A 25349-nucleotide genomic window follows, 5' to 3' on the forward strand; every position below is an offset into this window, starting at 1 on the left:
CCCGGACCGAGCGATCCGAGGAATTCAGGAGATCCGAGGGATCAGCCGACGGAGACAAGGTCTCTGAGACTCTCGAAGGTCTTAGGTCCGATGCCCTTGACGAGCAGAAGGTCATCGACGCTGCCGAACGGCTGGGTCTCCCTGTGGGCGATGATCGCCTCGGCGGTGACCGGTCCGACTCCGGGCAGCGTCTGCAGGGTCGCGGCATCCGCGGTGTTGAGGTCGATCTTGCCGCCGGCTGTCCCGGATCCAGCGCCGCTTCCCGTTCCGGACGCGGTTCCGGTGCCGCCGGCATCGGCGGTGCCGCCCGGAGGATCTCCGGCAGCGGTCGAACCGCCCGACGTTCCTGCAGAATCCCCTCCGCTCCCCTGCGCATCGGAGGAGCCCGCGGGCGGTTCCTCACCCTCGGCGGGGATGTGGATCTGCTCCCCGTCTTGGAGCACCCGGGCGAGGTTGATCGATTCGGAATCGGCATCACCCTGCAGCCCACCGGCGGCTTCGACGGCATCCTGCACCCGCGCACCGGCGCCGAGGGTGACGACCGACGGAGCGTGCACAGCACCCGTGACGTGGACGACGACCTTTCCGTTCCCGGCGGCCTCGGGCCCCGCCCTCTGGTTCGCCCCGGCCACGTTGTCCCCGGCCGGATCTGCGCCGGCCGAGCCGCCGGCGGTGTCGGACTGACCGGCCGTCGGGTCGTGCTGTTCGGCCGGGCGGAACACATAGAGCGCAAGAAGCAGGACCGCCACCGTCGCCAGTGCCAGGGCCACGAGAACGGGCAGACGGATCCGCCGCGCTGCGACCGGCTCCTCCTCTCCCTCGGTGTCGGCGGTGAAGACGTCTCCCGGCACCCAGCCTCCACGCTCGGCGCTGGAGTCGATGAGACTCGCGAAGCGATCATCGGGAGACACAGCCATGCCTCGACGCTAGATCCGGCGAACCTGCCGGGCCATCCTCGGCGAGCCGCCTGTGGAAACCGCTCGCCCGTCCACAGGCCCACAGCACATCAGTCGCCGGGTCCTCCACAGGAGATCACGCGCAAGTGAGCTGCGCGTCCTGCCCGTCTGTCCGGCCGACCGTCCTCCCCGTCTCAGGGAGTCGTCTGCACCGTGACCCCGATCGTGCCGGGCCCGACGTGAGCGGTGATGATCGTCGAAAGCGTCCGGAACGAAGTCTCCACCCCGATCTCCTCGAGCTTCTCGGTCAGGGCGTGCACATCCGCCGCCTCGGCGTCTCCTTCGGCCTGCTGGATCTCGACGTGGACCTGCCGATCCTCCGCAGCGATCTCGGCGGCGGACTGCCCCGCGATCGCGACGATCCGCTCGAGCGCCTTCGACCGGGTCCGCACGCGGGCCACGGGCGTGACGACGCCGGCGCTGAGGCCGAGCACCGGGACGATCTGCAGTGCCCGGCCGAGCAGGGATGATGCGGCCCCGATGCGACCGCCTCGGCGCAGGTGTTCGAGACTTGACGGGGCGAACACGGTCCGGGTCTCCCCGGCGCACCAGTCGGCCACGGTGCCGGCGATGGAGTCCAGATCATGGCCTTGGACGATCCCCGCGGCCGCCACCGACAGTGCCCCGGCCAGGCCCGCCGAGGTGGTGCGGGAGTCGACGACGCTGATTCGAGCCGATTCGCCTTGGGCCGCGGTGACCGCCGAATCGCAAGTCCCCGAGAGGTCACCGGACATGGTCACGGTGATGATCGCCTCGGCGCCGTGGTCGATGAGGGTTGAATAGGCTTTCGTGAACTGCGCCGGAGTAGCCATCGAGGTGGAGACCTCGGCTCCCTCGGCCATCTTCGCGCACAGGTCCGCTGCACCGAGCTCACCGTCGGTGAACGCGATCCCGCCGACGAGCACGGTCAGCGGAACGACGGCGAAGAGGTCACCGGTGGTCTCGCGCAGACGCGCCTGCTCGGCATCCGAGAGCTGCGCCGTCGAGTCGGTGACCAGGCCGATCCTCATGGTCGGCCCAGGGCCCGATAGGTCCAGCCCGCGCTGCGCCACTGCTCAGGGGTCAGCACATTGCGGCCGTCGACGAGGACCTTCCCGGACACCAGCTCGGCGGTGGCCTGCGGGTCGAGGTCCCGGTACTCGCGCCATTCGGTCAGCAGCAGCACCGCATCAGATCCGGTCAGCGCCTCGGTGGTGTCGGTGACGTAGTTGAGTTCGGGGAACGTGCGGGAGGCATTGGCGATCGCCTGCGGATCGGTCACCGTGACCACCCCGCCCTGGGTCGCGATCAGGCGGGCCACGGCCAGCGCCGGCGAGTCCCGGACATCGTCGCTGTCGGGTTTAAACGCGGCGCCGAGGATCGTGATCTTCTTGCCGATAAACGAGCCGCCCAGGGTGTCGCGGGCGATGTCGACCATCCGCACCCTCCGACGCATGTTGATCGAGTCGATCTCCTTGAGGAATGCCACGGCCTGATCGGCACCGAGCTCACCGGCGCGGGCCATGAATGCCCGGATGTCCTTGGGCAGGCAGCCGCCGCCGAAGCCGAGCCCGGCGTTGAGGAACTTCCGTCCGATCCGATCGTCCATCCCGATCGCGTCGGCGAGCTGGGTGACGTCGGCGCCGGAGGCCTCGCACAGTTCGGCCATGGCGTTGATGAACGAGATCTTCGTAGCCAGGAACGAATTCGCCGCGGTCTTGACCAGCTCGGCGGTCGCGAAGTCGGTGACCATCCGGGGAGTGTCCTCGGCGAGCATCGAGGCATAGACCTCATCGAGTCCGGCTACGGCCGGATTGTCCGCCCGACCGTCGGCGACGCCGTAGACCAGACGATTCGGATGCAGGGTGTCATCGACGGCATGGCCTTCGCGGAGGAACTCGGGATTCCACATCATCGCCGCCCCGGTGCCGGCGATGACTCCGGCCAGACGCTCGGCCGTGCCGACGGGAACCGTGGACTTACCCACAACCACCGACGTCGAAGTCAGGTGCGGAACGAGGGAATCGACAGCCGCATCGACATAGGTGACATCGGCGGCGAACTCGCCGGGCTTCTGCGGAGTGCCCACACAGACGAAGTGGACTCCGGCAGCGGCGGCACGTGAGACATCGGTGGTGAATTCGAGGCTGCCCTTGTCCTGGGCCTTCACCAGCAATTCACTCAGCCCCGGTTCGAAGAAGGGCGGACGGCCCTGGGTGAGAGCCTCGATCTTGGCCTCATCGACATCGACGCCGACGACCTCATGACCCAGCGACGCCATCGCCGCTGCATGCACCGCACCAAGATATCCGCAACCGATGACTGAAATCTTCAACCCGAGTCTCCCTGTGTCGTCGTGCTGTCTCGTCGTGCGACGCGGACATGCCGTTTCGCACCACACTATATGCCACGCGGTTGCACGATTTGCGGAGGTTGAAACAGTACCCTTGGAATTGTGAAGCGTTTCTTGGATTTCCTCACCAACTCACCGGCGGCGGTGACATTCGCGGTGCTCACCGTGCTCGGCATCGTGGCCTTCGCCATCCCCGGGCTGCACCCGTACGCCTGGATCATCGGGCTGATTCTGTGCCTGGGAGTGATCGTCGCCCTGCTCATGTTCCACGGAGAATGGCGACGCGCCCAGGTCCAGATCGACTCGCTGCGCCAGCAGCTGAGCACGGAGCGCGGCCGCATCGACTCGCTCGGACCGGCCGTGGTCGACGACGAGGTCACGCGGCTGCCCGATGAGGAGCGTGCGCAGCGGATCCTCGAGCTGCTGCCCGATTCGGCGGGACTCGTGCAGTCCCTGCGCCTTGACGCGACCTTCGGCACGCTCGCCGTCGACGAGCTCGAGCCCCTCAAGGCCTTCCGCAGCGAATTCGCGAAGTCGAGCTTCGACAATCCGCGCTCCCACACCGCCTTCATGAACCTCTACCGTGCCGCCGAGGCGCTGGCGATCTGGGTCGATGAGGAGACCCGGGAACTGCCCGCGGACTCCGCGAAGCGCGAGATCCGTCCCGGCGACACCCGTGAAGACGGGTGGCGTGAGTACACCGAGGCCCGCAGCCGCGGCGAGAGGCTCGGCGACCGATTCGTCTCCGCACGCTGGGAATTCAACCAGACCGCACTGGAGCTCGGCCTCATCGCCTGAGGCGACTCAGCTCAGTGCCGGATCCACCAATTGTCGGTCGGGCTCACCGGGGTGCGTCGTTTGTGCTCGGTGACGCGGTACTTCTCGATCAGCGCCGAGGCGGCGGCCGGGTCGATCTCCTTGCCTTCGAGGAAATCGTCGATCTGCTCGTAGCTCAGCCCCAGCGATGATTCGTCGGTCTGTCCCGGCTGGTCGTCGAGCAGATCCGCCGTCGGAGCCTTGTTCACGAGATGTTCGGGCGCGCCGAGGTGGCCGAGCAATGCCCGCCCCTGACGCTTGCTCAGCCCGGCCAAGGGGACAACATCGGCGGCCCCGTCACCGAACTTCGTGAAGAAGCCCGTGACCGCCTCGGCGGCGTGATCCGTGCCGACGACGAGGAGTCGCTTCTCCCCCGCCAGCTCGAACTGGGCGATCATTCGCATGCGGGCCTTGACATTGCCCTTGCCGAAGTCCGTGATCGCCGTCCCCGTCGCAGTGAGGTACTCCTCGGCCGCGGCCTCGGTCGCCGATCCGATGTTGAAGACGAGCTCATGGTCGGCGGCGATGAAGACCAGGGCGTCCTGAGCGTCCTGCTCATCGGCCTGCACATGATGGGGCAGACGCAGCGCCCAGAACTCGGCCTCAGCGCCGCGCGCCCGCAGGTCCTCGACGGCCAGCTGGCACAGGCGTCCGGCCAGGGTGGAGTCCTGACCGCCGCTGATGCCCAGGACCAGCCCTTTGGCTCCGGTGGTCAGCACATAGTCGACGAGGAATTCGACGCGGCGCGAGATCTCCGTGGCCGGATCGATCGTCGACCGCACACCGAGGGTGTGCCGGATCTCGTCTTGGGTGCTCGCTGTAGGCATGAATGTTCCGTCCTGATCGGGTGCGACGCCGTGTCTCAGGCGTCGGGGACGATGTTGACGAGCTTGGGCGCCCGTACGATGACCTTGCGGATCCCGGCTCCGCCGAGCGCCTTGACGGCATTCGGCGATTCCAGGGCCAGCTTCTCCAGCTCCGCCTCGGAGATGTCGGGATCCACTTCGAGACGTGCCCGCACCTTGCCCTTGACCTGCACCACGCAGGTGACCTGGTCGGCCACGAGATGCTGCGGATCGACCTCGGGGAACGGAGCATAGGTGATCGTCGACTCGTGACCCAGCCGCGACCACAGCTCTTCTGCCAAGTGCGGTGCGAAGGGGGCGAGCATGATCGCCAGCGGCTCGAGCAGATCGCGATCGGCCCCGCCCTGCTTGGTGGCATGGTTGGTGAGCACGATGAGCTTCGAGATCGCCGTGTTGAAGCGCAGGTGGTCCATGTCCTCACGGACACCGGCGATGACCTGGTGGAGGACCTTGAGCGACTCGGCGTCGGAGGTTCCCTCACCGACGATGCTGCGACCGTCCGACTCGTCGACGAAGAGACGCCAGACGCGCTGCAGGAACCGGTGGGCCCCGACCACGGCGCGCGTCTCCCAGGGGCGATCCTGTTCGAGCGGTCCCATGGACATCTCGTAGACGCGGAAGGTGTCGGCACCGTAGGCGTCGTACATCTCATCTGGCATGACCGAGTTCTTCAGGGACTTGCCGATCTTGCCGTACTCGCGGTTGACCTGCTGGCCGTTGTACCAGAAGGTCAGTTCGCCGTTGTCCTCGGTCCGCTCCTCCACCTCGGCGGCGGGGACGTACACACCGCGGGAATCCGTGTAGGCATAGGCCTGGATGTAGCCCTGGTTGACCAGGCGGTGGAACGGTTCGGAGGAGGAGATGTGGCCGAGATCGAAGAGGATCTTGTGCCAGAACCGGGCATAGAGCAGGTGGAGCACAGCGTGCTCGACGCCGCCGACGTAGAGGTCGGCGCCGCCGCGAGGCTTGCTCTCGCGCGGGCCCAGCCAGTACTCCTCATTGGCCGGGTCGACGAGCCGCTCGCTGTTGTGCGGATCGGCATAGCGCAGCTGGTACCAGGAGGAACCTGCCCAGTTGGGCATCGTGTTCGTCTCACGGTGGTACTTCTTCGGTCCGTCGCCGAGGTCGAGCTCGACCTCGACCCAGTCCCGGTTCCGGCCCAGGGCCGGTTCGGGCCGGCTGTCGGCGTCGTCGGGTTCGTAGGTCCGCGGAGCGAAGTCCTCGACCTCGGGCAGGCCCACGGGCAGCATCTCATCGGGCAGGGCGACGGGAGTGCCGTCCTCGTTGTAGACGATGGGGAAGGGTTCGCCCCAGTAGCGCTGCCGGGAGAACAGCCAGTCGCGCAGACGGTACTGGGTGGATTCGGTGGCCAGGCCCTTGCCTGCCAGCCATGCGGTGATCTCGGCCTTCGCCGCATCGACCTCGAGGCCGTTGATGTCGATCTCCTCGTTCGCCGAATTGATCATCACTCCGGGACCGGTGTAGACGGAGTCCTCGTCGTGGTCGGCCGGCGGCTGCACGGTGCGGTTATAGGGCAGCCCGAAGGTCTTCGCGAAGTCCCAGTCTCGGGGGTCTTCACCGGGCACGCCCATGACCGCGCCGGTGCCGTAGCCCATGAGCACATAGTCGGCGATGAACACGGGGATCCGTCCGCCGGTGGCCGGATTGACGGCGTAGGAGCCGGTGAAGATGCCGGTCTTCTCGCGGCTCTGCTGACGGTCCGCGTCGGTCTTCGCCGCGGCCTCACGCTGGTAGGCGGCGATCGCCTCGGCGGGGGTCGACTCCCCTCCGCGCCAAGACTCCGGAGCGCCCGGTTCCCAGGCGGCGGCAGTCAGCTCGGTCACCTGCGGGTGCTCGGGGCTGAGCACCATGTAGGTCGCACCGAACAGGGTGTCCGGTCGGGTGGTGTAGACCTCGATCTCGGCCTCGGATTCGGCCACGGGCAGACGCAGCAGCGCACCCTTGGAGCGGCCGATCCAGTTGACCTGCATGCTGCGCACGGCACTCGGCCAGTCCAGGGAGTCGAGATCGTCGATGAGACGGTCGGCGTAGGCGGTGATACGCATGTTCCACTGCCGCAGCCGGCGAGTGTAGACGGGGAAGTTTCCGCGTTCGGACAGGCCTTCGGCGGTGACCTCCTCATTGGCCAGCACGGTGCCCAGGCCCGGGCACCAGTTGACCGGGGATTCCGAGACATAGGCGAGGCGGTAGCCCTGCAGCACGTCTTCGCGTTCGGCTGGGCTGAGTTCGGCCCAGGCACGCCCGTCGGGGGTCGCACGGGTGCCCGCGGCGAACTGCTCGATCAGCGTGCCGATCGGGCGGGCCGCTCCCGTCGAATCCTCGCCCGGGGTGCTCGCCTCCGGGTCGTACCAGGAGTTGAAGATCTGCAGGAAGATCCACTGCGTCCACTTGACGAAGTCATCGTCGGTGGTCGCGAAGCTGCGGCGGGCATCGTGGGCCAGGCCCAGTCGACGCAGCTGTTCGGTCATGTTCGAGATGTTCGCATCGGTGGTGATGCGCGGGTGTTGGCCCGTCTGGACGGCGTAGAGGTCTGCGGGCAGACCGAAGGCGTCATAGGACAGGGCGTGCATGACGTTGTGTCCGCGCATCCGCTGGTAGCGGCCGAACACGTCGGTGCCCAGGTAGCCCAGGGGGTGACCGACGTGCAGACCCGCACCGGAGGGGTACGGGAACATGTCCATGATGTAGAGGGATTCGCGCTCACTGAGATCGGCCGGGGGTCCGTAGCCGGAGGGCACATCCTGAGAGCCGAGTTCACCGGTGGCGCTGAGATCACCGCTCGGGTTCGGGGTGTGGAACGTCCCCGACTGCTCCCATGTGCTCTGCCACGACTTCTCGATCTTCTCGGCCAGCGACGCATCGTAGCGGTAGCCGGTCTCCTCAGGATTGGTCGACATTACCTTCCTTCACTGACTGGGTGTGAGCGGGTTTCGACCATCGTACTCTGAACAATCCCTGATTCGACTTGGTTAGACTGCTGGAGAGAAGCTCACGACGCATTTGCCCGGGCAAACGTGAGCGATTTCACCTCGACCTGGCCGAGCAGTAAGATAACTGTTCAGTAACTTATGTTCGACGAAGGAGACCTCATGAGCCAAGACACAATGCCCCAGTCATCGATGCCGGCCGTCGGCTTCGAGGTCGATACAACCTCGTCGACGACCGATGTCTTCCTCGCTAAGGTCGCCGAGAACCCCGACAATCCGACCGTGGCCAAGCCCGTCGACGATGGCTGGGAAGAGGTCAGCGCCGGTGACTTCCTCAGCCAGGTTCGGTCCGCAGCCAAGGGACTCATCGCCGCCGGCGTCGAGGTCGGCGATCGCATCGCCATCTTCGGACCGACCTCATACGAGTGGACGCTCAGCGACTACTCCGTGTGGTTCGCCGGAGCGATCTCGGTGCCCTTCTACGACACCTCCTCCGAAGACCAGCTCGCCTGGATGATCAAGGACGCGGCAGTCGGCCGCGGGCTCGTCTCCAGCCGCGAACATGCCGATCGTGTCCTCGCGGCGGCCGCCGCAGCCGGGGTCGATGCTCCGCAGCTGTGGATCTGGGATCAGGGAGCCTTCGCCGAACTCGAGGCGACGGGCCGCGCGGTCAGCGATGAGGCGCTCGAAGCCGCCCGCGGTCAGGTCACCGCCGACTCCGTTGCCACACTCATCTACACCTCGGGTACGACCGGCAAGCCCAAAGGCTGTGTGCTCACGCACGGCAACTTCGTGCAGACTGCGCAGGCCGCCGAGCACCAGATTCCGGTGGTCTTCGCCAAGAACATGCGCTGCCTGCTCTTCCTCCCCCAGGCCCATGTGTTCGCCCGCTTCATCGAGGTGCTCTCGATCAGCACCGGTGCCGTCCTGGCCCACCAGTCCGATCTCACGAAGCTCACCGATGCCCTCGGCAGCTTCCGACCCAGCTTCATCCTCGGCGTCCCCCGCGTCTTCGAAAAGGTCTTCAACTCGGCGTTGGCGAAGGCAGAGTCGGGAGGCAAGGACAAGATCTTCCGTCGAGCCGAGCGGGTCGCCGTGGCCTATTCGAAGGCGCTTGACGCCGGTAAGGTTCCGGCCACGCTCAAACTTCAGCATGCGCTCTTCGACAGACTCGTCTACTCAAAGCTGCGCGCAGTGATGGGCGACAACGTCTCTCACGCAGTCTCCGGCGGCGGACCGCTCGGCACTCATCTCGGTCACTTCTTCCGCGGCATCGGTCTCGTCGTCCTCGAAGGATACGGTCTGACCGAGACCACGGCCCCGATCACGGTGAATGTGCCGGAGAAGTCGAAGATCGGCACCGTCGGGGTTCCCCTGCCCGGTGCGAGCGTCGCGATCGCCCCGGACGGCGAGATCCTGGCCAAGGGAGTCCCCGTCTTCCGGGAGTACTGGAACAACCCCGAGGCGACCGCCGAGGAATTCCACGACGGCTGGTTCGCCACCGGCGACCTCGGCTCCCTCGATGAGGATGGCTACCTCACGATCCGCGGCCGCAAGAAGGAGCTCATCGTCACCTCGAGCGGCAAGAACATCGCTCCGGCACCGCTCGAGGACGCTCTGCGCCGCCATCCGATCATCAGCCATCCGGTGGTGGTCGGTGACAACCGGAAGTTCGTCTCAGCGCTCGTCTTCCTCGATTCCGAGATGCTGCCGACCTGGCTGAAGAACCACGACCTGCCCGAGATGGATCTGCGGGAAGCCGCGGCAGACGAAACGGTGAGGGCCACGATCGAACAGGCTATCGAACGGGTGAACAAGACGGTGTCCCGGGCCGAGGGGATCAAGAAGTTCACGATCCTGCCGGTCGAACTCAGCGAGGACAACGGCTATCTCTCGGCCAAGCAGTCGGTCAAGCGTCACCTCATCGCCAAGGACTTCGCCGCCGACATCGACGCACTCTACGAAGGCTGATTCCCCGCGCGGTCCTCGGCGCCGTTGCTGAGGGCCGCACTGAGGACCGCGCGGGGCGCAGCCTCCTTCAGTTCCTTACCCCGTCCGGAGCTCGTTCGACGTAGGCTGGAGTCGATAGCCCATGCGGGGCCAATTTCGGGAGGAGACCACCATGTCGGATGAGCAGAGCGGCAGCTACGTGACCGAGGGCGAAGAGTTCAACCGCGACACGAACTACATCGACGACCGGATCCTCGATGATCCGAACGCAAGGTGGCCGGCCGAACCGGGTCGCTACCGCCTCATCGCCGCACGCGCCTGCCCATGGGCGAACCGAGCGATCATCGTCCGTCGGCTCCTCGGCCTCGAGGACGTCATCTCTCTGGGGATGCCGGGGCCGACGCATGACTGGCGTTCGTGGACCTTCGATCTCGATCCCGGAGGCGTCGACCCGGTGCTCGGCATCGAACGCCTCCAACAGGCCTTCTTCGCCAGATTCCCCGACTACCCGCGGGGCATCACCGTGCCCGCCATCGTCGACATCGCCTCCGGCGGGGTCGTGACGAACGACTTCCCGCAGATCACCGAGGACTTCTCCACCCAGTGGAGGGCCCATCACCGGGAGGGCGCACCGAATCTCTGGCCCGAGGAGTCTCGGGAGGAGATGGAGAAGGTGATGCGTCTGATCTACACCGAGATCAACAACGGGGTCTACCGCTGCGGTTTCGCCGGTTCCCAGGAGGCTTACGAGGCCGCCTTCGACCGTCTGTTCTCGGCCTTGGACATCGTCGAGGAGCGACTCGGCCGGTCTCGATTCCTCATGGGCGGATCGATCACCGAGGCGGATGTGCGTCTGTTCACGACCCTGGCCCGTTTCGATCCGGTGTACTACGGCCACTTCAAATGCAACCGGCAGGGACTGCACCAGTTCGAGAACCTGTGGGGATATGCCCGCGACCTGTACCAGACCCCCGGATTCGGCGACACGATCGACTTCGTGCAGATCAAAGAGCACTACTACATCGTCCACACCGATGTGAACCCCACCCAGATCGTGCCGCAGGGGCCCGATCTCTCCAATTGGCTCTCTGCCCACGGACGGGAGAAGTTCGGCGGCTCACCCTTCGGCGACGGGACTCCTCCGGGACCCGTCAAGGCAGGCGAAGAGGTGCCCTACGAGCACACCGCAGCCGCCTGGGTCAGTTGAGACTCTGAGGCTCAGGCCTCGGGCTGACCCGCGGTGCGCTGTCGGCGGTGCTTGCAGATCTTGAGGACGATCCAGACGGCGACGAAGGCGACCACAGCGACGATGACCACCGTCTGGAAGTATCCGGCATAGGTCTCGACGATCGACCAGTTCTCGCCGAGGTAGAACCCGGCGACGATGAGGATCGTGTTCCAGATCGCGCTGCCGATCGTCGTGAGCAGCGTGAACTTGAGGATCGGCATGTTCCGCATGCCCGCGGGAATCGAGATGAGCGATCGGAAGATCGGAACCATCCGACCGAAGAACACGGCCTTGTCACCGTGCTTGTCGAACCAGGCGACCGTCTTGTGGACGTCGTCGACGTCGACGAGCGGCATCTTCACAGCGACCCGAGCGATGCGTTCGAGGCCGATCCGCTTGCCCAGCGCCCACAACAGGATCGCCCCGCTGAGCGACCCGAGTGTCGCGCAGATGATCGCGAGCACGATGTTCATCTCGCCCCTGCTCGAGGTGAAGCCGGCGAGGGGCAGCACGAGTTCGCTGGGGATCGGCGGGAAGATGTTGTCGAGGAACACCATGAACCCGACTCCGAGCGGTCCCAGCGTCTCCATGATCGTCACTGTCCAGGCGGAGAATCCGCTGAGGTTATCGGCGGCGCTCGACCCCGAGGACATCAGGAGATCAGCTGCGGGACCGGTCGAAAATGAAGTCGGCATGGTCAAAAGTCTAGATAAAGGCGCGGCCCACCGCTCACAGTGCCCTCACAGCGGCTAGTGTTGAAACGGAAACCTGCGGGTACAGATCGAAGGAGCACGGAGTGACACCAGCGAAGGTTCTGGCTTCACGCAACACGGTCGCCGAAGTCGGCCACCACGCCATCACCCAGCCCGGGCCCGCCCACCTCATGCGCGCAGTCAAGCGCTTCGGTGAGCGTCTGGGCAACCAGTTCGGTGCGGCCATCACCTACTTCCTCGTGCTCGCGGTCATGCCGATCGCCATGTTCACCTTCGCGGCTCTCGGCTTCGTCCTCGATGTGCTCCGTCCGGACCTCGTCCCCGTCATCACCGACCAGATCGAAACCTACGTCGGAGGCAACTCGAGCCTGACCGAACAGCTCGAGTCCTTCCTCACCAGCTGGCAGTCGGTCGGAATCATCGCCATCCTCGCCGCGCTCTACACGGGCCAGGGCTTCATCGGCAACCTCGGCGCCGCCGTCCGCGCCCAGCTGCACGCCGACTTCGAAGACGCGGTTCCCGAGAAATCCTTCGTGATGAAGATCCTGTCGAATGTCGGGACCCTCCTCGGACTCATCGTCGGGCTCCTCCTGACCGTGGCTCTGACCATCGTCGGCACCGGACTGCCCTCGGTCATCGGCGATGCCTTCGGCCTGCCCGGTTGGGCCAGGGCGCTGCTGGTCATCGTGCCCCTCATCATCGCCCTCGGTGCCGCCTGGCTGATCTTCATGTTCCTGTTCACTACCCTGCCCGAACGGTCGGTGGGCAAGCAGGCGAAGGTCCGCGGCTCTCTCATCGGCGCCGTGGCCTTCGTCGTCCTCCTCAACTTCGCGACCGTGCTCGTCGACCTGTTCTCCGGGAACAAGGCCGCAGGCGTGTTCGGGTCGATCATCGCGATCATGCTGACGATGAACATCTTCGCCCGCATCATCCTCTTCGTCGCCGCCTGGATCGGCACCGCGAATCCGCCGCGGCCGCAGGAGGACCAATCACCCGAATACCGCTTCGTCGAACCCAAGGTGCAGGCCCAGAGTCTCGGCGCTCTGCTCACCGGGGCCGGCATCATCGCACTCACCCTGCTTGGATTCCGGCGACTCGACGAACGCAGGTCCGACCGCCGGTAGGCAACGCGTTAGACTGTCCTCGAATCCGCTAACTGATCGAGGAGACACGACCTTTGACTGACGCAACGACTGCGCGCCTGGACGAATGGGCGAAGAAGCAGACCGCCGCCGAAGACCTGATTCCGCTCGTGGGACGCCTGTACCGCGAGAACGACGTGCTGCTGACCCTCTTCGGGCGGTCGCTGCTGAACAAGTCGGTGACCGGGATGATCAAGGCGCACCGCTATGCGCGCCACTTCCTCGGCGAGGAACTCGATATCGCGATCACCCACAAGATCGTCACCGCTCTGGCCGAACTCGATCTCGGTCCCGCGCGGATCGACCTCGGTCGCCTCGTGGAGAAGATGGACGACCCTGCCGGTTCGATCGAGGAATTCCTCGCCACGGAACTCGCCGAGATTGTCGGTTCTCAGGTCGATGAGGGCGAGTCCCGCGACGTCGTCCTCTACGGCTTCGGCCGCATCGGTCGTCTCCTGGCCCGGATCCTCATCGACCGTGCCGGCGGGACCGGTATGCGCCTGCGTGCGATCGTCGTCCGCAAGGGCGGCGAGAACGACATCGTCAAGCGCGCCTCTCTGCTCCGCCGTGACTCCGTGCACGGAAAGTTCGACGGCACCATCGTCGTCGACGAAGAGGCGAACACGATCCAGGCCAACGGCACCCTGATCCAGGTCATCTACTCCGATGACCCCTCACAGGTCGACTACACCGCCTACGGCATCACCGATGCGATCATCGTCGACAACACCGGCAAGTGGCGCGACGAGGAGGGCCTGTCCAAGCACCTCGCCTGCCCCGGTGCCTCGAAGGTCCTGCTCACTGCGCCCGGCAAGGGCGAGGTCAAGAACATCGTCTACGGCGTCAACGATGCCGCGATCCTCGACACAGACACCGTGATGTCCGCAGCTTCGTGCACGACGAACGCGATCACGCCGGTGCTCAAGGCGATCCATGATCGCTTCGGCGTCCGCAACGGCCACGTCGAGACCGTGCACTCGTTCACCAACGACCAGAATCTCATCGACAACTTCCACAAGGGCTCGCGCCGTGGACGTGCCGCCGGACTGAACATGGTGCTCACCGAGACCGGTGCCGCCAAGGCAGTGGCCAAGGCGCTCCCCGAGCTCAAGGGCAAGCTCTCGGGCAACGCGATCCGGGTTCCGACCCCGAACGTGTCGATGGCGATCCTCAACCTCAACCTCGAGACCGCCACCGACGTCGAGGAGCTCAACGCCTTCCTCCGCGAGACCTCGATGCACTCGTCGCTGCGCAACCAGGTCGACTACGTCACCTCCCCCGAGCTGGTCTCGAGCGATCTCGTCGGCTCGAAGCGCGCCGGCGTCGTCGATGGTCTGGCGACCATCGTCGATGAGGACCGTGTCGTCGTCTATGTCTGGTACGACAACGAGTTCGGCTACAGCTGCCAGGTCGTCCGCTGTGTGGCGAAGATGACCGGTGTGGACGTTCCCGCGTTCCCATGATCCGCGGCTGAACCGCTTCCCGTCCCGGCCAGGCAGATCTCCTGCGATCGCCCTGTCCGGACACGTGAGCTGAGAAGGCGCCTGCAGTCATCGACTGCAGGCGCCTTCTGTCGTGCGGCCGCCGAAAACGCCGAGGGCAGGGTTCGCCGGGACCAAGGGTGCGGCCGCCGGACGCGGGACCGGCTCAGTCCCGCTCCCCCGCCTCCGCTTCGTTCTCCATCGCCTCGTGGAGCCAGATCGGGGTGAATGTGGCGAACCGGCCGGCCAGTTCGTCATCGCTGTCGAGCATCACCGCAAGCCGGTCATCGGCGGATTCGAGCTCATTGGCCCAGATCGGTCCGAGGCAGGCCAGCAGCGCACAGGCGATGACGATCGCGATGGCGAGGATCGGCGTCTGCGACCACAGCAGCCAGCCGAAGAGCAGGCCGAGGATCGCAAAGGCGATAGCGATCGCCATGCCGCCGCTGCGGGTCCGCGGAGCCTTCGCTTTGGCCGGCTTCGCGGCGGCGATCGAATCGAGGATGTCCCGGTTGATCCGCGTCCAGGCGATGATCGCCCCGAGAGCGCAGACGATCCCGATCATGATCAGACTGAAGGCGGAGAACAGCAGGACCGCGTCGATACGGTCGCCCTGCGCCTGCATGGCAGCACCGAGACCCGCAATGAGCATCGCACCGGCGAGCACCAGCATGCTCAGCAGCCGAGCTCGGCGCACGGCGATGAGTTCGGCGAGGATCCGCGCCAGCAGCGCCCGTTCGCGATTCGGATCGTGTTCGCCGCTCATCGCACGTACCCTCGCTGCTTGTCGACCGTGTGGGTGAAGGCACGCCCGGCCTCGTAGTCCTCGAACAGTGCATGGAACTGTTCGGCCAATCGCATCCGCCAGCCGTCGGTGTCCCCGCTCATGTGCGGGGTGATGATGACATTGTCCATCTGCCACAGCGGATGCTTAGCCGGAAGCGGTTCGGTATCGAAGACGTCGAGGCAGGCACCGGCGATGCTGTGTGTCTCCAGAGCAGCGACGAGGGCAGCAGTGTCGACGGTGTCTCCACGGCCGACGTTGATGAAGCAGGCATCCGGTTCCATGGCGGCGAACACCTCGGCGTCGATGAGCCCGCGGGTCTGCTCCGTCAGCGGTGCGACGTCGATGACCCAGTCGAAGCCGGTGAGATGATCGACCAGTCGAGCCGAGTCGACGACCTCATCGAAGTCGGGGTCGCCGCTGCGGGCCCGGCTGCCGGCGCCGGTGACGCGGACGTCGAGGGCCGTGAGCACGCGGGCGATCGCCCGTCCGATCGCTCCGGTGCCCACGATCATCGCCCTCGACCCGGCGAGGTCGCGGGTCGAACGTCGATTCCACACAGCTCTGCGCTGATCCTTCAGCGACTTCACGGAGGCCTTGGCCTGCATGAGGATGTAGTTGAGGACGAACTCGGCGATCGGCCGGTCGAAGACTCCCCGCGCATTGGTCACAACCACCTCGGAGGCTGCGAGCTCATCGAAGAGCAGGGAGTCGACCCCGGCGGCTGCCGCATGGATCCAGCTCAGCGAATCGGCGCGGTGGAACTCACTGGCAAGTGCCGTGGAGAAGAAGTCCCACTGCAGGAGGACATCGGTGCCCGGCAGCGCGGAGCCGAGCTCCTCGGCCGCGACGATGCGAAGCTCGACGTCCTCCCGGTTGCCCAGGTCAGTGAGCAGGGCGGGAACGTCCGTTCCCGGTCTGTTGAGAATGGTCAGTACCGTCATCCATCGTTTCCTTCGCCAGCGGGGTCACGCCCACACTAGCCGATCGTTCACCGTCGATGTCGACGCGCTCACGCTGTGATGTGTCGGTCTTGAGGGTCTGCGCCAGCGGGGTGTTCTTCAGGAAGCAGAGGACCGCGAAGCCGATGACCAGCAGAGGTGCGACCCACAGGAAGAGCGGAACCAGAGCATCATTGTAGGAGTTGATGATGAGCGAGTGCAGAGGCTCGGGCATGTCGGCGACGATCTTGGGCGTCAGCCCGGTCGAGGACATCTTCGGCAGCGGAATCGACGGGGCCGACTTCATCAGCTCGCCCATTCCGTCCTTGATGTTGTCCATCAGCCGTTGGGTGAAGACCGATCCAATGAAGGCCATGCCCAGGGTGGCTCCGACCTGGCGGAAGTAGTTGTTCGACGCCGTGGCGGTGCCGACCATGGACACCGGGAACGCGTTCTGCACGACGAGGACGAGAGTCTGCATGCTCATTCCCAGGCCGAGTCCCAGCAGCGCCAGACATCCCATGGTCTCCCAGGCGGGGCTGTCGGCCTTGAGCTGGGAGAGCAGGACGAGCGAGGCGGCGATGATGAGGACACCCATCAGCGGGTACTTCAAGTACTTGCCGGTGCGGGAGACGACGAAGCCGATCAGGGTCGAGGAGATGAGCATCGTGCCCATCATCGGCACCATCATCAGTCCGGCGACGGTGGCGTCGATGCCGTGGACCATCTGCAGATAGGTCGGCATGTAGGACAGGACGCCGAACATGCCCACACCGATGAACAGACCTGCGATCGTGCACAGCAGGAAGTCCCGGTTCTTGAACAGGTACATTGGGATGACCGGTTCGCTGACCTTGAGCTCGACGAGGATGAAGGCGACGATCGACACCGCGCCGAGGATGATGAGTCCGTTGATCTGCCAGGAGCCCCACTCGTAGTCATGTCCGCCCCAGGCGGAGACGAGGACGATGCACGAGGTCACGATGGACACCAGTGCCATGCCACCGACATCGATCTTCGGGCGGTGGCCCTTGTTGTGCTTGGGGACTTTGAGGAAGATCGCGGCCGCGAAGAGGGCGATGATGCCGAGCGGGAAGTTGATCGCGAAGGCCCAGCGCCAGCCGGGACCCTCCGTCAGCCATCCGCCGATGAGCGGTCCGGCCACGGAGGACACAGCGAAGGCGGAGCCCATGATGCCCATGTACTTTCCGCGTTCGCGGGCCGGGACCACCGAGGCGATGATCGACTGCGAGAGGATCATCATTCCGCCGCCGCCGATGCCCTGAAGGACGCGGCCGAAGATGAGCATGGGCATCGCGTCGGCGATGAGAGCGAACGCCGAGCCGGCGAGGAAGCAGCAGATGGCGAACATGAACAGGGGCTTGCGGCCGAAGAGGTCGCCGACCTTGCCGTAGATGGGCATCATGATCGTCGAGGCGAGCATGAAGGCGGTCGAGACCCACAGCATCTGATCGACGCCATCGAGTTCGCCGACGATCGTCGGCAGCGCCGTCGCCAGCACCGTCTGGTTGAGGGAGAACATGAACATCGCGATCATCAGTCCCACGAACAGAAGGATGATCCCCGAGGTCTTCATGGGTTCGGCGTCGCCTGGCGGTTGAGGCTTCACTGTTGCGGTATCGGTCATTTCCCCGGTCCTCAGATCCTGGTTTCTTCTCATCACAGCCTTGATTGCAATCGTTCGGGTTTCACGGTCGGTGGGGTGTCGATCGATGGGTGTTTCGGTGGATGGTGCCGTTACAGGCGGTCGATGGGGGTGCCGGTCGGTGATGCCGTCACAGACGGTCGAGGACCTTGAGGAAGAGCCCGAGGGACTCTTCGTAGATCTCCCCGGTCCCGCCCTTCTCATCAACGAGCTCCGGTGATCTCTTGATCGCCTGCCCGGCGTGGTTGAGCGGCACGCGGCAGAGCTGGGTGAGCATTCGGGCGCTGCGTCTGGCGGAGTCCTCACTGGAGAATTCCTGCCCGAGGAAGCGCAGCCGCTCGAGCACATGGCCGGCCACGAGCTCTTCGAGCGCCTCGGCCCGGTCGAAGCGTTTGCTCACGAGCTCGGGATAGCGGGCGAAGAGTGCGCGCCGACGTGCGGGCAGTTCGGGATCGATCGAGCCCATCAGCATCGCCTCTCGCACGAACATCGCGGTGTCCCTGGCCAGGTCGCTGCGACCGTTCTCGGAATGGACGTAGTCGTGCACGAGCTGCTCGTCGATGTTCGACTGGTCGAGCCCGACGATGGCGTCTTCCTTCGAGGCGTAGTAGTTGAAGAAGGTTCGGGTGGAGACGCCGGCGTCTGCGGCGATGGTCGCCACCGTCGCACATTCGAGGCCGTCCTCGAGCACCCGCGTGATCGCTGCCTCGTGAAGGGCATTGCGGGTCTGCCGCGCCTTTCGCGAGCGCAGGGATTCGTTTTCGGTCATGAGACCATTTTGCATCTCATGCAAGTTTTCACCAACTGCAAATTTGCAATTGTGCATAATTTCACTCGGAGAGTGCCCCCGAGGTGTGACGGCCGACTCGGATGATTCCGAGCCGGCCGCTCACATGAGCATCTTCAGCCTCGCTCGATGCTGTTCGAGGGTCTGCAGCTGACCGAGCAGAGTCGACTGCGCCTCGGTGTCGGTGGTGTCCTGCCGCTGCAGTCGGGAATGGAGCTCCTTAGCGATGCGTTCGAGGTCATAGTCGAAGAGTCTGGCGACGATCCCGCGGGCGAAGCGATCGGCGCCGGTGTCCTCGGCCAGCGGCAGTGGAGTGACGAGCAGCTGGGTGACGTAGGGCTTGAGATCGTCGTCGCTGACCTCGAGGACCCTCTCTGCCCACCTGGTTGTGCCCGTTCCGGCGGTCTTCAGGCCACCCGCGCGTTTGAGCGTCTCCTGGATCCGCCGATACCCGGGGTGTTCGAAGGCCTTCGCCGACAGCGAGTCGAAGAGCTTCGCGTTGACGAGTTCCGGGTGTTGGAGTGCCACCATGAGCACACCCTTCTCGGTCTTCAGCCGGGCAGGGCTGATGGGTGCCGAGAGGTTGGAGACGTCGGGGCGCTCCTCATAGACGTACTCGAGCGAGCGATCCTCGCCGGATCCCACTCCTTCCCCGGCCGGGGAGCCAGGTGCGCCCACCTGCTGTGACCGACCGAGGCCTCGGCCGCGGTCCCCTGCAGGGTCTCCGGTTGTTCCGTGCCCGGCGGATGGCCGTCCCTGTTGCCCGCCCTGCGGAGCGCGTCCGAAAGAGTCCTGTCCCGGTGGCGTTCCCTGCGGCCCTCGCGGCCCCGGTCGGTCGGGAGCCTGGTGGCTAGGAGTCTGCCCGTCAGGAGTTCGCCCGTCCGGAGTCTGCCGGGCAGGAGCCTGGCCGGGAGGAGCTTGGCTCGGCGGGGCCTGGCCGGGCTGCGGACCCTGCGCTGCGCGCCCCGGCGGTTCGGCGGAATGTGCCGGCCCGGGTTCACGGGCGGGCCCGCCCTGGCTGCGCTTCGGCTGCTTGCGCGCGGTCTTCACAGCAGCCTCCACCTCGGCGATGTCGACGCCGATGCGGCCCGCGACGAAGCGGTAGTAATGGGGCAGGCTGTTGCGGTCGCGGATGTCGGTCAGCGTCTCGGCGGTGGTCTTCACCGCGGCGATCCGGCCCTCGACGGTATCGAGGTCGAAACGGGAGATCGCCGTGGTGATGACGAACTCGAACAGCGGTTTGCAGTTGTCGACGAGCTCACGCAGCGCCGCATCGCCCTTCTCCATCCGCAGATCGCAGGGGTCGAGCCCATCGGGTTCGACGGCCACGAAGGTCTGGGCGGTGAATTCGCTGTCGAATTCGAAGGCCTTGAGCGCGGCCTTCTGCCCCGCCTCGTCGCCGTCGAAGGTGAAGATCACCTGCCCGGTGGGATCATCACCGAGGAGGCGACGCACGATCTTGACATGCTCGGCCCCGAAGGCAGTGCCGCACGTCGCCACGGCCTGGCCGACGCCTGCCAGGTGCGCGGCCATGACATCGGTGTAGCCCTCGACGATGACCACGCGCTTCGTCTTCGCGATCTCCTTCTTCGCCAGATCGAGTCCGTAGAGGACCTGGTTCTTGTGATAGAGCGCGGTCTCCGGCGTATTCAGGTACTTCGGGCCCTGGTCGTCATCGAAGAGGCGACGCGCGCCGAAGCCGATGGTCCGCGAGGTCATGTCCTTGATCGGCCACACGACTCGGCCGCGGAAGCGGTCGTAGCTCCCCCGGCTGCCCTGGCTGGCCAGCCCACCGGCGAGGATCTCCTCCTCGCTGAATCCGGCACGGCCGAGGTGACTTGTCAGGGCGTCCCAGGACTTCGGTGCGAAGCCGAGGCCGAACTGCCTGCTCGAGGCCGGTGGGAATCCGCGTCCGGAGAGGAAGTCCCGGCCGATCGTGCCGGCCTCGGATTCGAGGGATTCGGCGAAGAAGCGTTCGGCCACCTCGTGCATCTCGAGCAGCCGCTGCCTTCTGCTCGCCTGTTCCCGGTCCGGGCCTTTGCCGTCTTCGTAGCGCAGGTGCATGCCGATCTTGCCGGCCAGGGTCTCGACCGCCTCGACGAAGCTGAGCTGTTCGACCTTCTGCAGGAAGGTGAAGACGTCGCCGGACTCCCCGCACCCGAAGCAGTGGTACATTCCCACCTGGGGTCGGACGGTGAACGAGGGCGTCTTCTCGTCGTGGAAGGGGCACAGCCCCTTGAGGGAACCGATTCCGGCGGTCTTGAGCGTGACGAAATCGCCGATGACCTCGTCGATGCGGGTGCGCGAGCGGAGTTCGTCGATGTCCTCGCGCTTGATCAGTCCGGCCATGGTCTAGAGTCGATCTCCCTCGCCGGCCTTGAGCCGATGGTAGAGCGCCCACGCGGAATGGTCGGTCAGAGAGGCGATCTGATCGACGATGACCCGCAGCCTGGCGGCGTCATCGGCGGCTTCGGCATGGTCGGCGGCGAACATCGGGTCCATGCGGCCAGGCTTCTCCGCGTACCACTGCGAGAGCTCGGTGATCACGGCGGACTGGATGTCATGGAGGCGCAGTCGGTCCTCGGCGACCATCACGGTCAGCGTCGCCATGCCTTTGAGCACCGCGATCTCGATTCCGGTCTGCTCGGGCACGACGAGGGACGCCGAGTACCTCGCCAGCGGCTCCCAGCCGTACTCCTCACGAGTGGCCGCCTCGGCGGCACCGATGAACCGGCCGATGAGCTGACTGGTCATGTGCTTGAGGCTCGCCTGCACCCGACGGGAGCCGTCGAAGGTCTCCGCCGGCCAATAGGCGGCCGCCTGCAGGCGGGAGAGCGCTTTGTCCATCTCCGCATCGCTCGTCTCGGGCAGGTACCACATGCGGGTGATGTCGAAGAGCTCGGCCCGACGGGCATCCGCGGTGAACTCACTCAGGTGCAGGTGGCCGGCGACGACGGCGTCCTCGACGTCGTGGACCGAATAGGAGATGTCGTCGGCGAGGTCCATGACCTGCGCCTCGAGGCACTTCCTGCCGTTGGCGATGCCCGCCCGGTAGAAGTCGAACACCGCCGTGTCGTCGTCGTAGACACCGAATTTCCGGACTCCCGAATCGCGTCGTCCGGTCGAGGCTTCGCTGCGCGACCAGGGGTACTTCGTCAACGCGTCGAGGCTGGCCCGGGTGAGGTTGAGACCGGCGGGGCGCCCGTCGGCGGCGATGACCTTCGGTTCGATCCTGGTCACCAGACGCAGGGTCTGGGCGTTGCCTTCGAAGCCGCCGATGTCGGCGCACAGGGCATCGAGGATGGTCTCCCCGTGATGGCCGAAGGGCGGGTGTCCGAGGTCGTGGCTGAGGCAGGCGGTGTCGACGATATCGGGATCGCAGCCGAGGTAACGGGCGAGCTCGCGGCCGACCTGGGCGACCTCGAGGGAATGCGTGAGCCGGGTGCGGACGAAATCGTCCGTTCCCGGGGACACCACCTGGGTCTTCGCGCCGAGGCGGCGCAGGCCGGCCGAGTGCAGCACCCGGGCACGGTCACGTTGGAAGGCTGATCGGCGCGGATTCTTCGCCGGCTCGCTCACCCACCGTTCCTCGTCCCGAGCCGAATAGACGGCCACGGCACCCGTGCGCACCGAGGCCTGCGGGTGAACGTCGAAGGACATGGTCATCCTCCCGAGATGTCGAGTTCGGCCTCGGACAGCAGCGACTTCCCGCTGGCGTCGAAGACGCGCGAATCGAGCCACCCCTCGGGCAGATGCGGACGCTTCGGACGGGTCGTGCGACCCCGCGAACCCTCGGCGGCCTCTCCCGGGTACTCCGCGGTCGTGTCGAGCTGATCGAGCAGACCGGCGAGCTCCTCGAGGGAGGAGACCATCGCCAGCTGGCTGCGCAGATCTCCCCCGACGGGGTAGCCCTTGAAGTACCAGGCGATGTGTTTGCGCAGGTCGCGCACGCCGTAGAATTCGTCGCCGTAGTAGTCGACGAGGTACTGACCGTGCTTGTAGACCGCCTGGGCCACCTCGGCGAGGCCGGGACGGTAGCGTTCTCCGCTGCCGCTGAGTGCATTGGCGAGGTCACCGAAGAGCCAGGGGCGACCCTGGCAGCCGCGGCCGATGACGACACCGTCGCAGCCGGTGCGGCTCATCATCTCCAGCGCGTCCTCCGCGGCGAAGATGTCGCCGTTGCCCAGCACCGGAACGGTGTCGCCGAGGTGGTCCTTGAGCCGGGCGATCGCGTCCCAGTCGGCTTTTCCGGAGTAGAGGTCAGCGGTCGTGCGCCCGTGCAGGGCCACCGCGGCCACACCCGCGTTGCGGGCCGTCTCGCCGGCGTCGAGATAGGTGTGGTGGTCGGCGTCGATGCCTTTGCGCATCTTCACCGTCACCGGGATCCCGCCGCGGGAGGCCTCGTTCACGGCGGTGGTGACGATGGCGGTGAACAGGTCCTGCTTCCAGGGCAGCGCCGAGCCGCCGCCCTTGCGGGTGACCTTGGGCACGGGGCAGCCGAAGTTGAGGTCGATGTGATCGGCCCGATCCTCCTCGACGAGCATCCGCACCGCTTGGCCGATGGTCACCGGGTCGACGCCGTAGAGCTGGACCGAGCGTGGGGTCTCGTAGGGTTCGTGGGCGATGATGCGCATGCTCTTGGGGCTCCGCTCGACGAGCGCCCGGGATGTCACCATCTCGGTCACGTAGAGACCGGCACCGTACTCGCGGCAGAGCCTGCGGAAGGCGGTGTTCGTGATCCCCGCCATCGGAGCGAGCACGACCGGCGAGGACAGCTCGATGGGACCGATGCGCAGGGGCGCTGCGGCGGTCGGGGACACGGTTTCTGGGTTGGCACTGATGACACTCACCATGACATTATCCCAAAGCCGTCAAAATCCGACATCTGCGCCCCTCTCGGCATGATCGTCAAGGCCTCCATCGCCGCCTCCTCGCCCATCGTCGTACCGGCGTCTCCGCACTCCCGCATCGTCTCCTCCGTCATCATCAACCGCCTCGACGCGCAGAAATTCCCGCACGTCCCATTCGACTTCCAGGCCCAGATCCTCGGCGAGGCGATCGTCGTGGGTGACGACGATCATCGCCCCGCCGAATCCCTCGAGCGCGGTGACCAGCGCGGTGAGCGAGGACAGGTCGAGGTTGTTGCCGGGCTCGTCGAGGACGAGCAGCTGCGGGGCAGGGTCCTGAAGCAGACTCCCGGCCAACGCCACACGGAACCGCTCTCCGCCCGAGAGCGTCGAGCACAGCTGCGAGGTCCGGCCGGCGCGCAGGCCCATCGCCGCCATCACCTCGTGGACCCGATGCGGATCGAGTCCCGGATTGCCCGCACGGACCGCATCCATGACGCTCAGGTCCCCGGGCAGCCGGTACTGCTGGTCGAGGTGGGCGACGGGCACCTGCGTGCGGATCTCCAGGTCCCCGAAGAGCTCCCGGACCGGCGCGCCGGTCTCCCGCCGGTCGAGGAGCGCGGCGAGCAGCGTCGACTTGCCGGCACCGTTGGGACCGGTCAGCCGCACCCGTTCGGGTCCGACGAGTAGTCGCGGACGTTCGAGCACCGCCGAGGTGATCTCGAGGACACGTTTGGCCGAATGCACGACCGTCTCGGGCAGGTCCAGGCGGATCTGGGCGTCGCGCCGGAGCGCGTCCTTGGCGGCATCGAACTCGGAGCTCGCCTTCGCCTCGTCGGCGGCCTTGTCACCGCGTCGCTTCGCCGCTGACTTCTCCGCGAAGTTCGTCAGTCCGTTCATCGCGATCTTCGGTCGGCGCTTGTTCTCCTTGTCCTTCGCGGCCTTGCGGTCGGCGCGGGCGAGCTTCGTCTCGAGTTCGATCCGCTGTCGTTTCTCGATGGCCAGTGACTTCTTCGCATCGACGACGTCTTGTCGCTTCGCCTCCTCCTCGGCGGCGACCATCGACACGTAATCGTCGAAGTTGCCGCCGTAGACGCGCAGCCGATCCGTCATCTCGACGATCGAGTCGACCGATTCGAGCAGATCCCGATCATGGGAGATGACCAACGTGGGACCTCTGCGGGACCGCAGCAGGCTCACGAGCATGGCGCGCCCGGAACCGTCGAGGTTGTTGCTGGGCTCATCGAGGATCAGCCAGTTCGTTTCGGCCATAGCGGCCCGGGCGAGTCCCACGCGCATGGCCTGACCGCCCGAGAACGTCGAGAGTCGCCGGTCGAGTTCGGCGGCCGTGAGCGCGAGATCGACATCTGCCAGGGCGCTCAGTGCACGTTCCTCGATGTCCCAGTCATCGCCGATGATCTCGAACTCGCGGGTCTCGGCGGTCCCGGCCAGTGCTGTCGCCAGGGCAGTTCTCACGGAGGCTATGCCGAGCGCTTCGGCGACGGTGTCCTTCGCGTGTGGGAGGAGCTGATCGATGTAGACGGCACCGCTCGCGCCGCTGATGGTCCCGGTCGTCGCCCGGAGTTCTCCGACGATCAGCCTGGCGAGAGTGGACTTTCCCGCCCCGTTGTCGCCGACGAGACCGACGAGGCCGGTGGGAATGGTGGCGGTGAGACCGCCAAGGACCTCGGTATCGTCGCCGAGGCGGTATCCGAGTCCGGAGATGGAGATGGCAGAAGGCATGAGTGTCCTCATTTCGTGCGCAGAGTTGCGTCGCGGGTCCGCAGCACCCGCAGTTCACGGAAATGAGAAGTTACTTCACGTCGAGGAGGTCCTTCGCCGGGAATGGGTCAGCTCAAGGATGCCCGAGGCTGACAAGGCACGTCAAGGCC

The 25349-nt window shown here is 65.9% G+C and carries 19 protein-coding genes; 5 read left to right on the forward strand and 14 right to left on the reverse strand.

Features of this window, described 5'->3' with window-relative positions:
* Positions 1–41: 41 nt before the first annotated feature.
* From CV023_RS04225 to CV023_RS04235, 3 genes are all read right to left on the reverse strand, one after another.
* Positions 42–917 (reverse strand): helix-hairpin-helix domain-containing protein, encoded by an 876-nt coding sequence (locus tag CV023_RS04225; RefSeq protein WP_230744197.1) that lies wholly within the window; start codon positions 915–917, stop codon positions 42–44.
* A gap of 173 nt (positions 918–1090) precedes the next feature.
* Positions 1091–1966, reverse strand: a complete 876-nt coding sequence (locus CV023_RS04230; RefSeq protein WP_230744198.1) for a DegV family protein — start codon at positions 1964–1966, stop codon at positions 1091–1093.
* Positions 1963–3270, reverse strand: coding sequence for a UDP-glucose dehydrogenase family protein (locus CV023_RS04235; protein ID WP_230744199.1), 1308 nt, complete (start codon positions 3268–3270; stop codon positions 1963–1965). The genes CV023_RS04230 and CV023_RS04235 overlap by 4 nt, the downstream gene beginning before the upstream one ends.
* Before the next feature lie 120 nt (positions 3271–3390).
* Here CV023_RS04235 and CV023_RS04240 point away from each other — a divergent pair, with 120 nt between their 5' ends.
* Positions 3391–4086, forward strand: coding sequence for a hypothetical protein (locus CV023_RS04240; protein WP_230744200.1), 696 nt, complete (start codon positions 3391–3393; stop codon positions 4084–4086).
* A gap of 11 nt (positions 4087–4097) precedes the next feature.
* Here CV023_RS04240 and nadE read toward each other — a convergent pair whose 3' ends face one another.
* A complete protein-coding gene (gene nadE, locus CV023_RS04245; protein WP_230744201.1) occupies positions 4098–4931 on the reverse strand; it encodes an ammonia-dependent NAD(+) synthetase in 834 nt (277 codons plus the stop codon).
* A 35-nt stretch (positions 4932–4966) separates the two neighbouring features.
* Complete coding sequence (gene leuS / locus CV023_RS04250; RefSeq protein WP_230744202.1) at positions 4967–7888, reverse strand: leucine--tRNA ligase; 2922 nt, start codon at positions 7886–7888, stop codon at positions 4967–4969.
* A gap of 192 nt (positions 7889–8080) precedes the next feature.
* Here leuS and CV023_RS04255 point away from each other — a divergent pair, with 192 nt between their 5' ends.
* Positions 8081–9889, forward strand: a complete 1809-nt coding sequence (locus tag CV023_RS04255; protein WP_230744203.1) for an AMP-dependent synthetase/ligase — start codon at positions 8081–8083, stop codon at positions 9887–9889.
* Positions 9890–10040: 151 nt separating this feature from the next.
* Positions 10041–11075: a glutathione S-transferase family protein gene (locus CV023_RS04260; protein ID WP_230744204.1), complete on the forward strand. Its 1035-nt coding sequence runs from the start codon at positions 10041–10043 to the stop codon at positions 11073–11075.
* Positions 11076–11086: 11 nt separating this feature from the next.
* On the opposite strand, the gene CV023_RS04265 is transcribed toward CV023_RS04260, so the two are convergent.
* Positions 11087–11791 (reverse strand): DedA family protein, encoded by a 705-nt coding sequence (locus tag CV023_RS04265; protein ID WP_230744205.1) that lies wholly within the window; start codon positions 11789–11791, stop codon positions 11087–11089.
* 101 nt (positions 11792–11892) lie between these two features.
* Between CV023_RS04265 and CV023_RS04270 the strand changes: the two genes are divergently transcribed.
* Together CV023_RS04270 and CV023_RS04275 are read left to right on the forward strand one after the other, a co-directional pair.
* A complete protein-coding gene (locus tag CV023_RS04270) occupies positions 11893–12933 on the forward strand; it encodes a YhjD/YihY/BrkB family envelope integrity protein (protein ID WP_230744206.1) in 1041 nt (346 codons plus the stop codon).
* Positions 12934–12986: 53 nt separating this feature from the next.
* A complete protein-coding gene (locus CV023_RS04275) occupies positions 12987–14414 on the forward strand; it encodes a glyceraldehyde-3-phosphate dehydrogenase (protein WP_230744207.1) in 1428 nt (475 codons plus the stop codon).
* Between the two features lie 184 nt (positions 14415–14598).
* On the opposite strand, the gene CV023_RS04280 is transcribed toward CV023_RS04275, so the two are convergent.
* The 8 genes from CV023_RS04280 to CV023_RS04315 all read right to left on the reverse strand — a co-directional run bounded on the left by CV023_RS04280 (position 14599) and on the right by CV023_RS04315 (position 25200).
* Positions 14599–15198, reverse strand: a complete 600-nt coding sequence (locus tag CV023_RS04280) for a hypothetical protein (RefSeq protein ID WP_230744208.1) — start codon at positions 15196–15198, stop codon at positions 14599–14601.
* On the reverse strand, positions 15195–16160 hold the full coding sequence (locus CV023_RS04285; protein WP_230744209.1) for a D-2-hydroxyacid dehydrogenase: 966 nt from the start codon (positions 16158–16160) through the stop codon (positions 15195–15197). Before CV023_RS04285 ends, CV023_RS04280 begins: the two co-directional genes overlap by 4 nt.
* Positions 16102–17805 carry an MDR family MFS transporter gene (locus tag CV023_RS04290; protein ID WP_230744210.1) on the reverse strand — a complete coding sequence of 568 codons (1704 nt, stop codon included), beginning with the start codon at positions 17803–17805 and terminating at the stop codon, positions 16102–16104. The genes CV023_RS04285 and CV023_RS04290 overlap by 59 nt, the downstream gene beginning before the upstream one ends.
* A 148-nt stretch (positions 17806–17953) precedes the next feature.
* On the reverse strand, positions 17954–18592 hold the full coding sequence (locus tag CV023_RS04295; protein WP_230744211.1) for a TetR/AcrR family transcriptional regulator: 639 nt from the start codon (positions 18590–18592) through the stop codon (positions 17954–17956).
* A gap of 120 nt (positions 18593–18712) precedes the next feature.
* On the reverse strand, positions 18713–20959 hold the full coding sequence (gene dnaG / locus CV023_RS04300) for a DNA primase (protein WP_230744212.1): 2247 nt from the start codon (positions 20957–20959) through the stop codon (positions 18713–18715).
* 3 nt (positions 20960–20962) lie between these two features.
* Complete coding sequence (locus CV023_RS04305) at positions 20963–22270, reverse strand: deoxyguanosinetriphosphate triphosphohydrolase (RefSeq protein WP_230744213.1); 1308 nt, start codon at positions 22268–22270, stop codon at positions 20963–20965.
* 2 nt (positions 22271–22272) lie between these two features.
* Complete coding sequence (dusB, locus tag CV023_RS04310; protein ID WP_230744214.1) at positions 22273–23463, reverse strand: tRNA dihydrouridine synthase DusB; 1191 nt, start codon at positions 23461–23463, stop codon at positions 22273–22275.
* Positions 23464–23481: 18 nt separating this feature from the next.
* The gene (locus CV023_RS04315) at positions 23482–25200 is read right to left on the reverse strand and encodes an ATP-binding cassette domain-containing protein (RefSeq protein WP_230744215.1); all 1719 of its coding nucleotides are present in this window, start codon (positions 25198–25200) and stop codon (positions 23482–23484) included.
* Positions 25201–25349: the final 149 nt, after the last annotated feature.

This window comes from Brevibacterium sp. CCUG 69071 (assembly GCF_021023135.1).
Taxonomy (GTDB): Bacteria; Actinomycetota; Actinomycetes; order Actinomycetales; family Brevibacteriaceae; genus Brevibacterium.

What these genes read in the sequence shown, in the direction of transcription:
- CV023_RS04255 (WP_230744203.1), top strand. Translation starts at nt 8,081, where the DNA reads ATGAGCCAAGACACAATGCCCCAGTCATCGATGCCGGCCGTCGGCTTC.
- CV023_RS04230 (WP_230744198.1), bottom strand. Translation starts at nt 1,966, where the DNA reads ATGAGGATCGGCCTGGTCACCGACTCGACGGCGCAGCTCTCGGATGCC.
- CV023_RS04305 (WP_230744213.1), bottom strand. Translation starts at nt 22,270, where the DNA reads ATGTCCTTCGACGTTCACCCGCAGGCCTCGGTGCGCACGGGTGCCGTG.
- CV023_RS04260 (WP_230744204.1), top strand. Translation starts at nt 10,041, where the DNA reads ATGTCGGATGAGCAGAGCGGCAGCTACGTGACCGAGGGCGAAGAGTTC.
- CV023_RS04285 (WP_230744209.1), bottom strand. Translation starts at nt 16,160, where the DNA reads ATGACGGTACTGACCATTCTCAACAGACCGGGAACGGACGTTCCCGCC.
- nadE (WP_230744201.1), bottom strand. Translation starts at nt 4,931, where the DNA reads ATGCCTACAGCGAGCACCCAAGACGAGATCCGGCACACCCTCGGTGTG.
- dusB (WP_230744214.1), bottom strand. Translation starts at nt 23,463, where the DNA reads ATGGTGAGTGTCATCAGTGCCAACCCAGAAACCGTGTCCCCGACCGCC.
- dnaG (WP_230744212.1), bottom strand. Translation starts at nt 20,959, where the DNA reads ATGGCCGGACTGATCAAGCGCGAGGACATCGACGAACTCCGCTCGCGC.
- CV023_RS04265 (WP_230744205.1), bottom strand. Translation starts at nt 11,791, where the DNA reads ATGCCGACTTCATTTTCGACCGGTCCCGCAGCTGATCTCCTGATGTCC.
- CV023_RS04290 (WP_230744210.1), bottom strand. Translation starts at nt 17,805, where the DNA reads ATGACCGATACCGCAACAGTGAAGCCTCAACCGCCAGGCGACGCCGAA.
- CV023_RS04225 (WP_230744197.1), bottom strand. Translation starts at nt 917, where the DNA reads ATGGCTGTGTCTCCCGATGATCGCTTCGCGAGTCTCATCGACTCCAGC.
- CV023_RS04295 (WP_230744211.1), bottom strand. Translation starts at nt 18,592, where the DNA reads ATGACCGAAAACGAATCCCTGCGCTCGCGAAAGGCGCGGCAGACCCGC.
- CV023_RS04315 (WP_230744215.1), bottom strand. Translation starts at nt 25,200, where the DNA reads ATGCCTTCTGCCATCTCCATCTCCGGACTCGGATACCGCCTCGGCGAC.
- CV023_RS04280 (WP_230744208.1), bottom strand. Translation starts at nt 15,198, where the DNA reads ATGAGCGGCGAACACGATCCGAATCGCGAACGGGCGCTGCTGGCGCGG.
- leuS (WP_230744202.1), bottom strand. Translation starts at nt 7,888, where the DNA reads ATGTCGACCAATCCTGAGGAGACCGGCTACCGCTACGATGCGTCGCTG.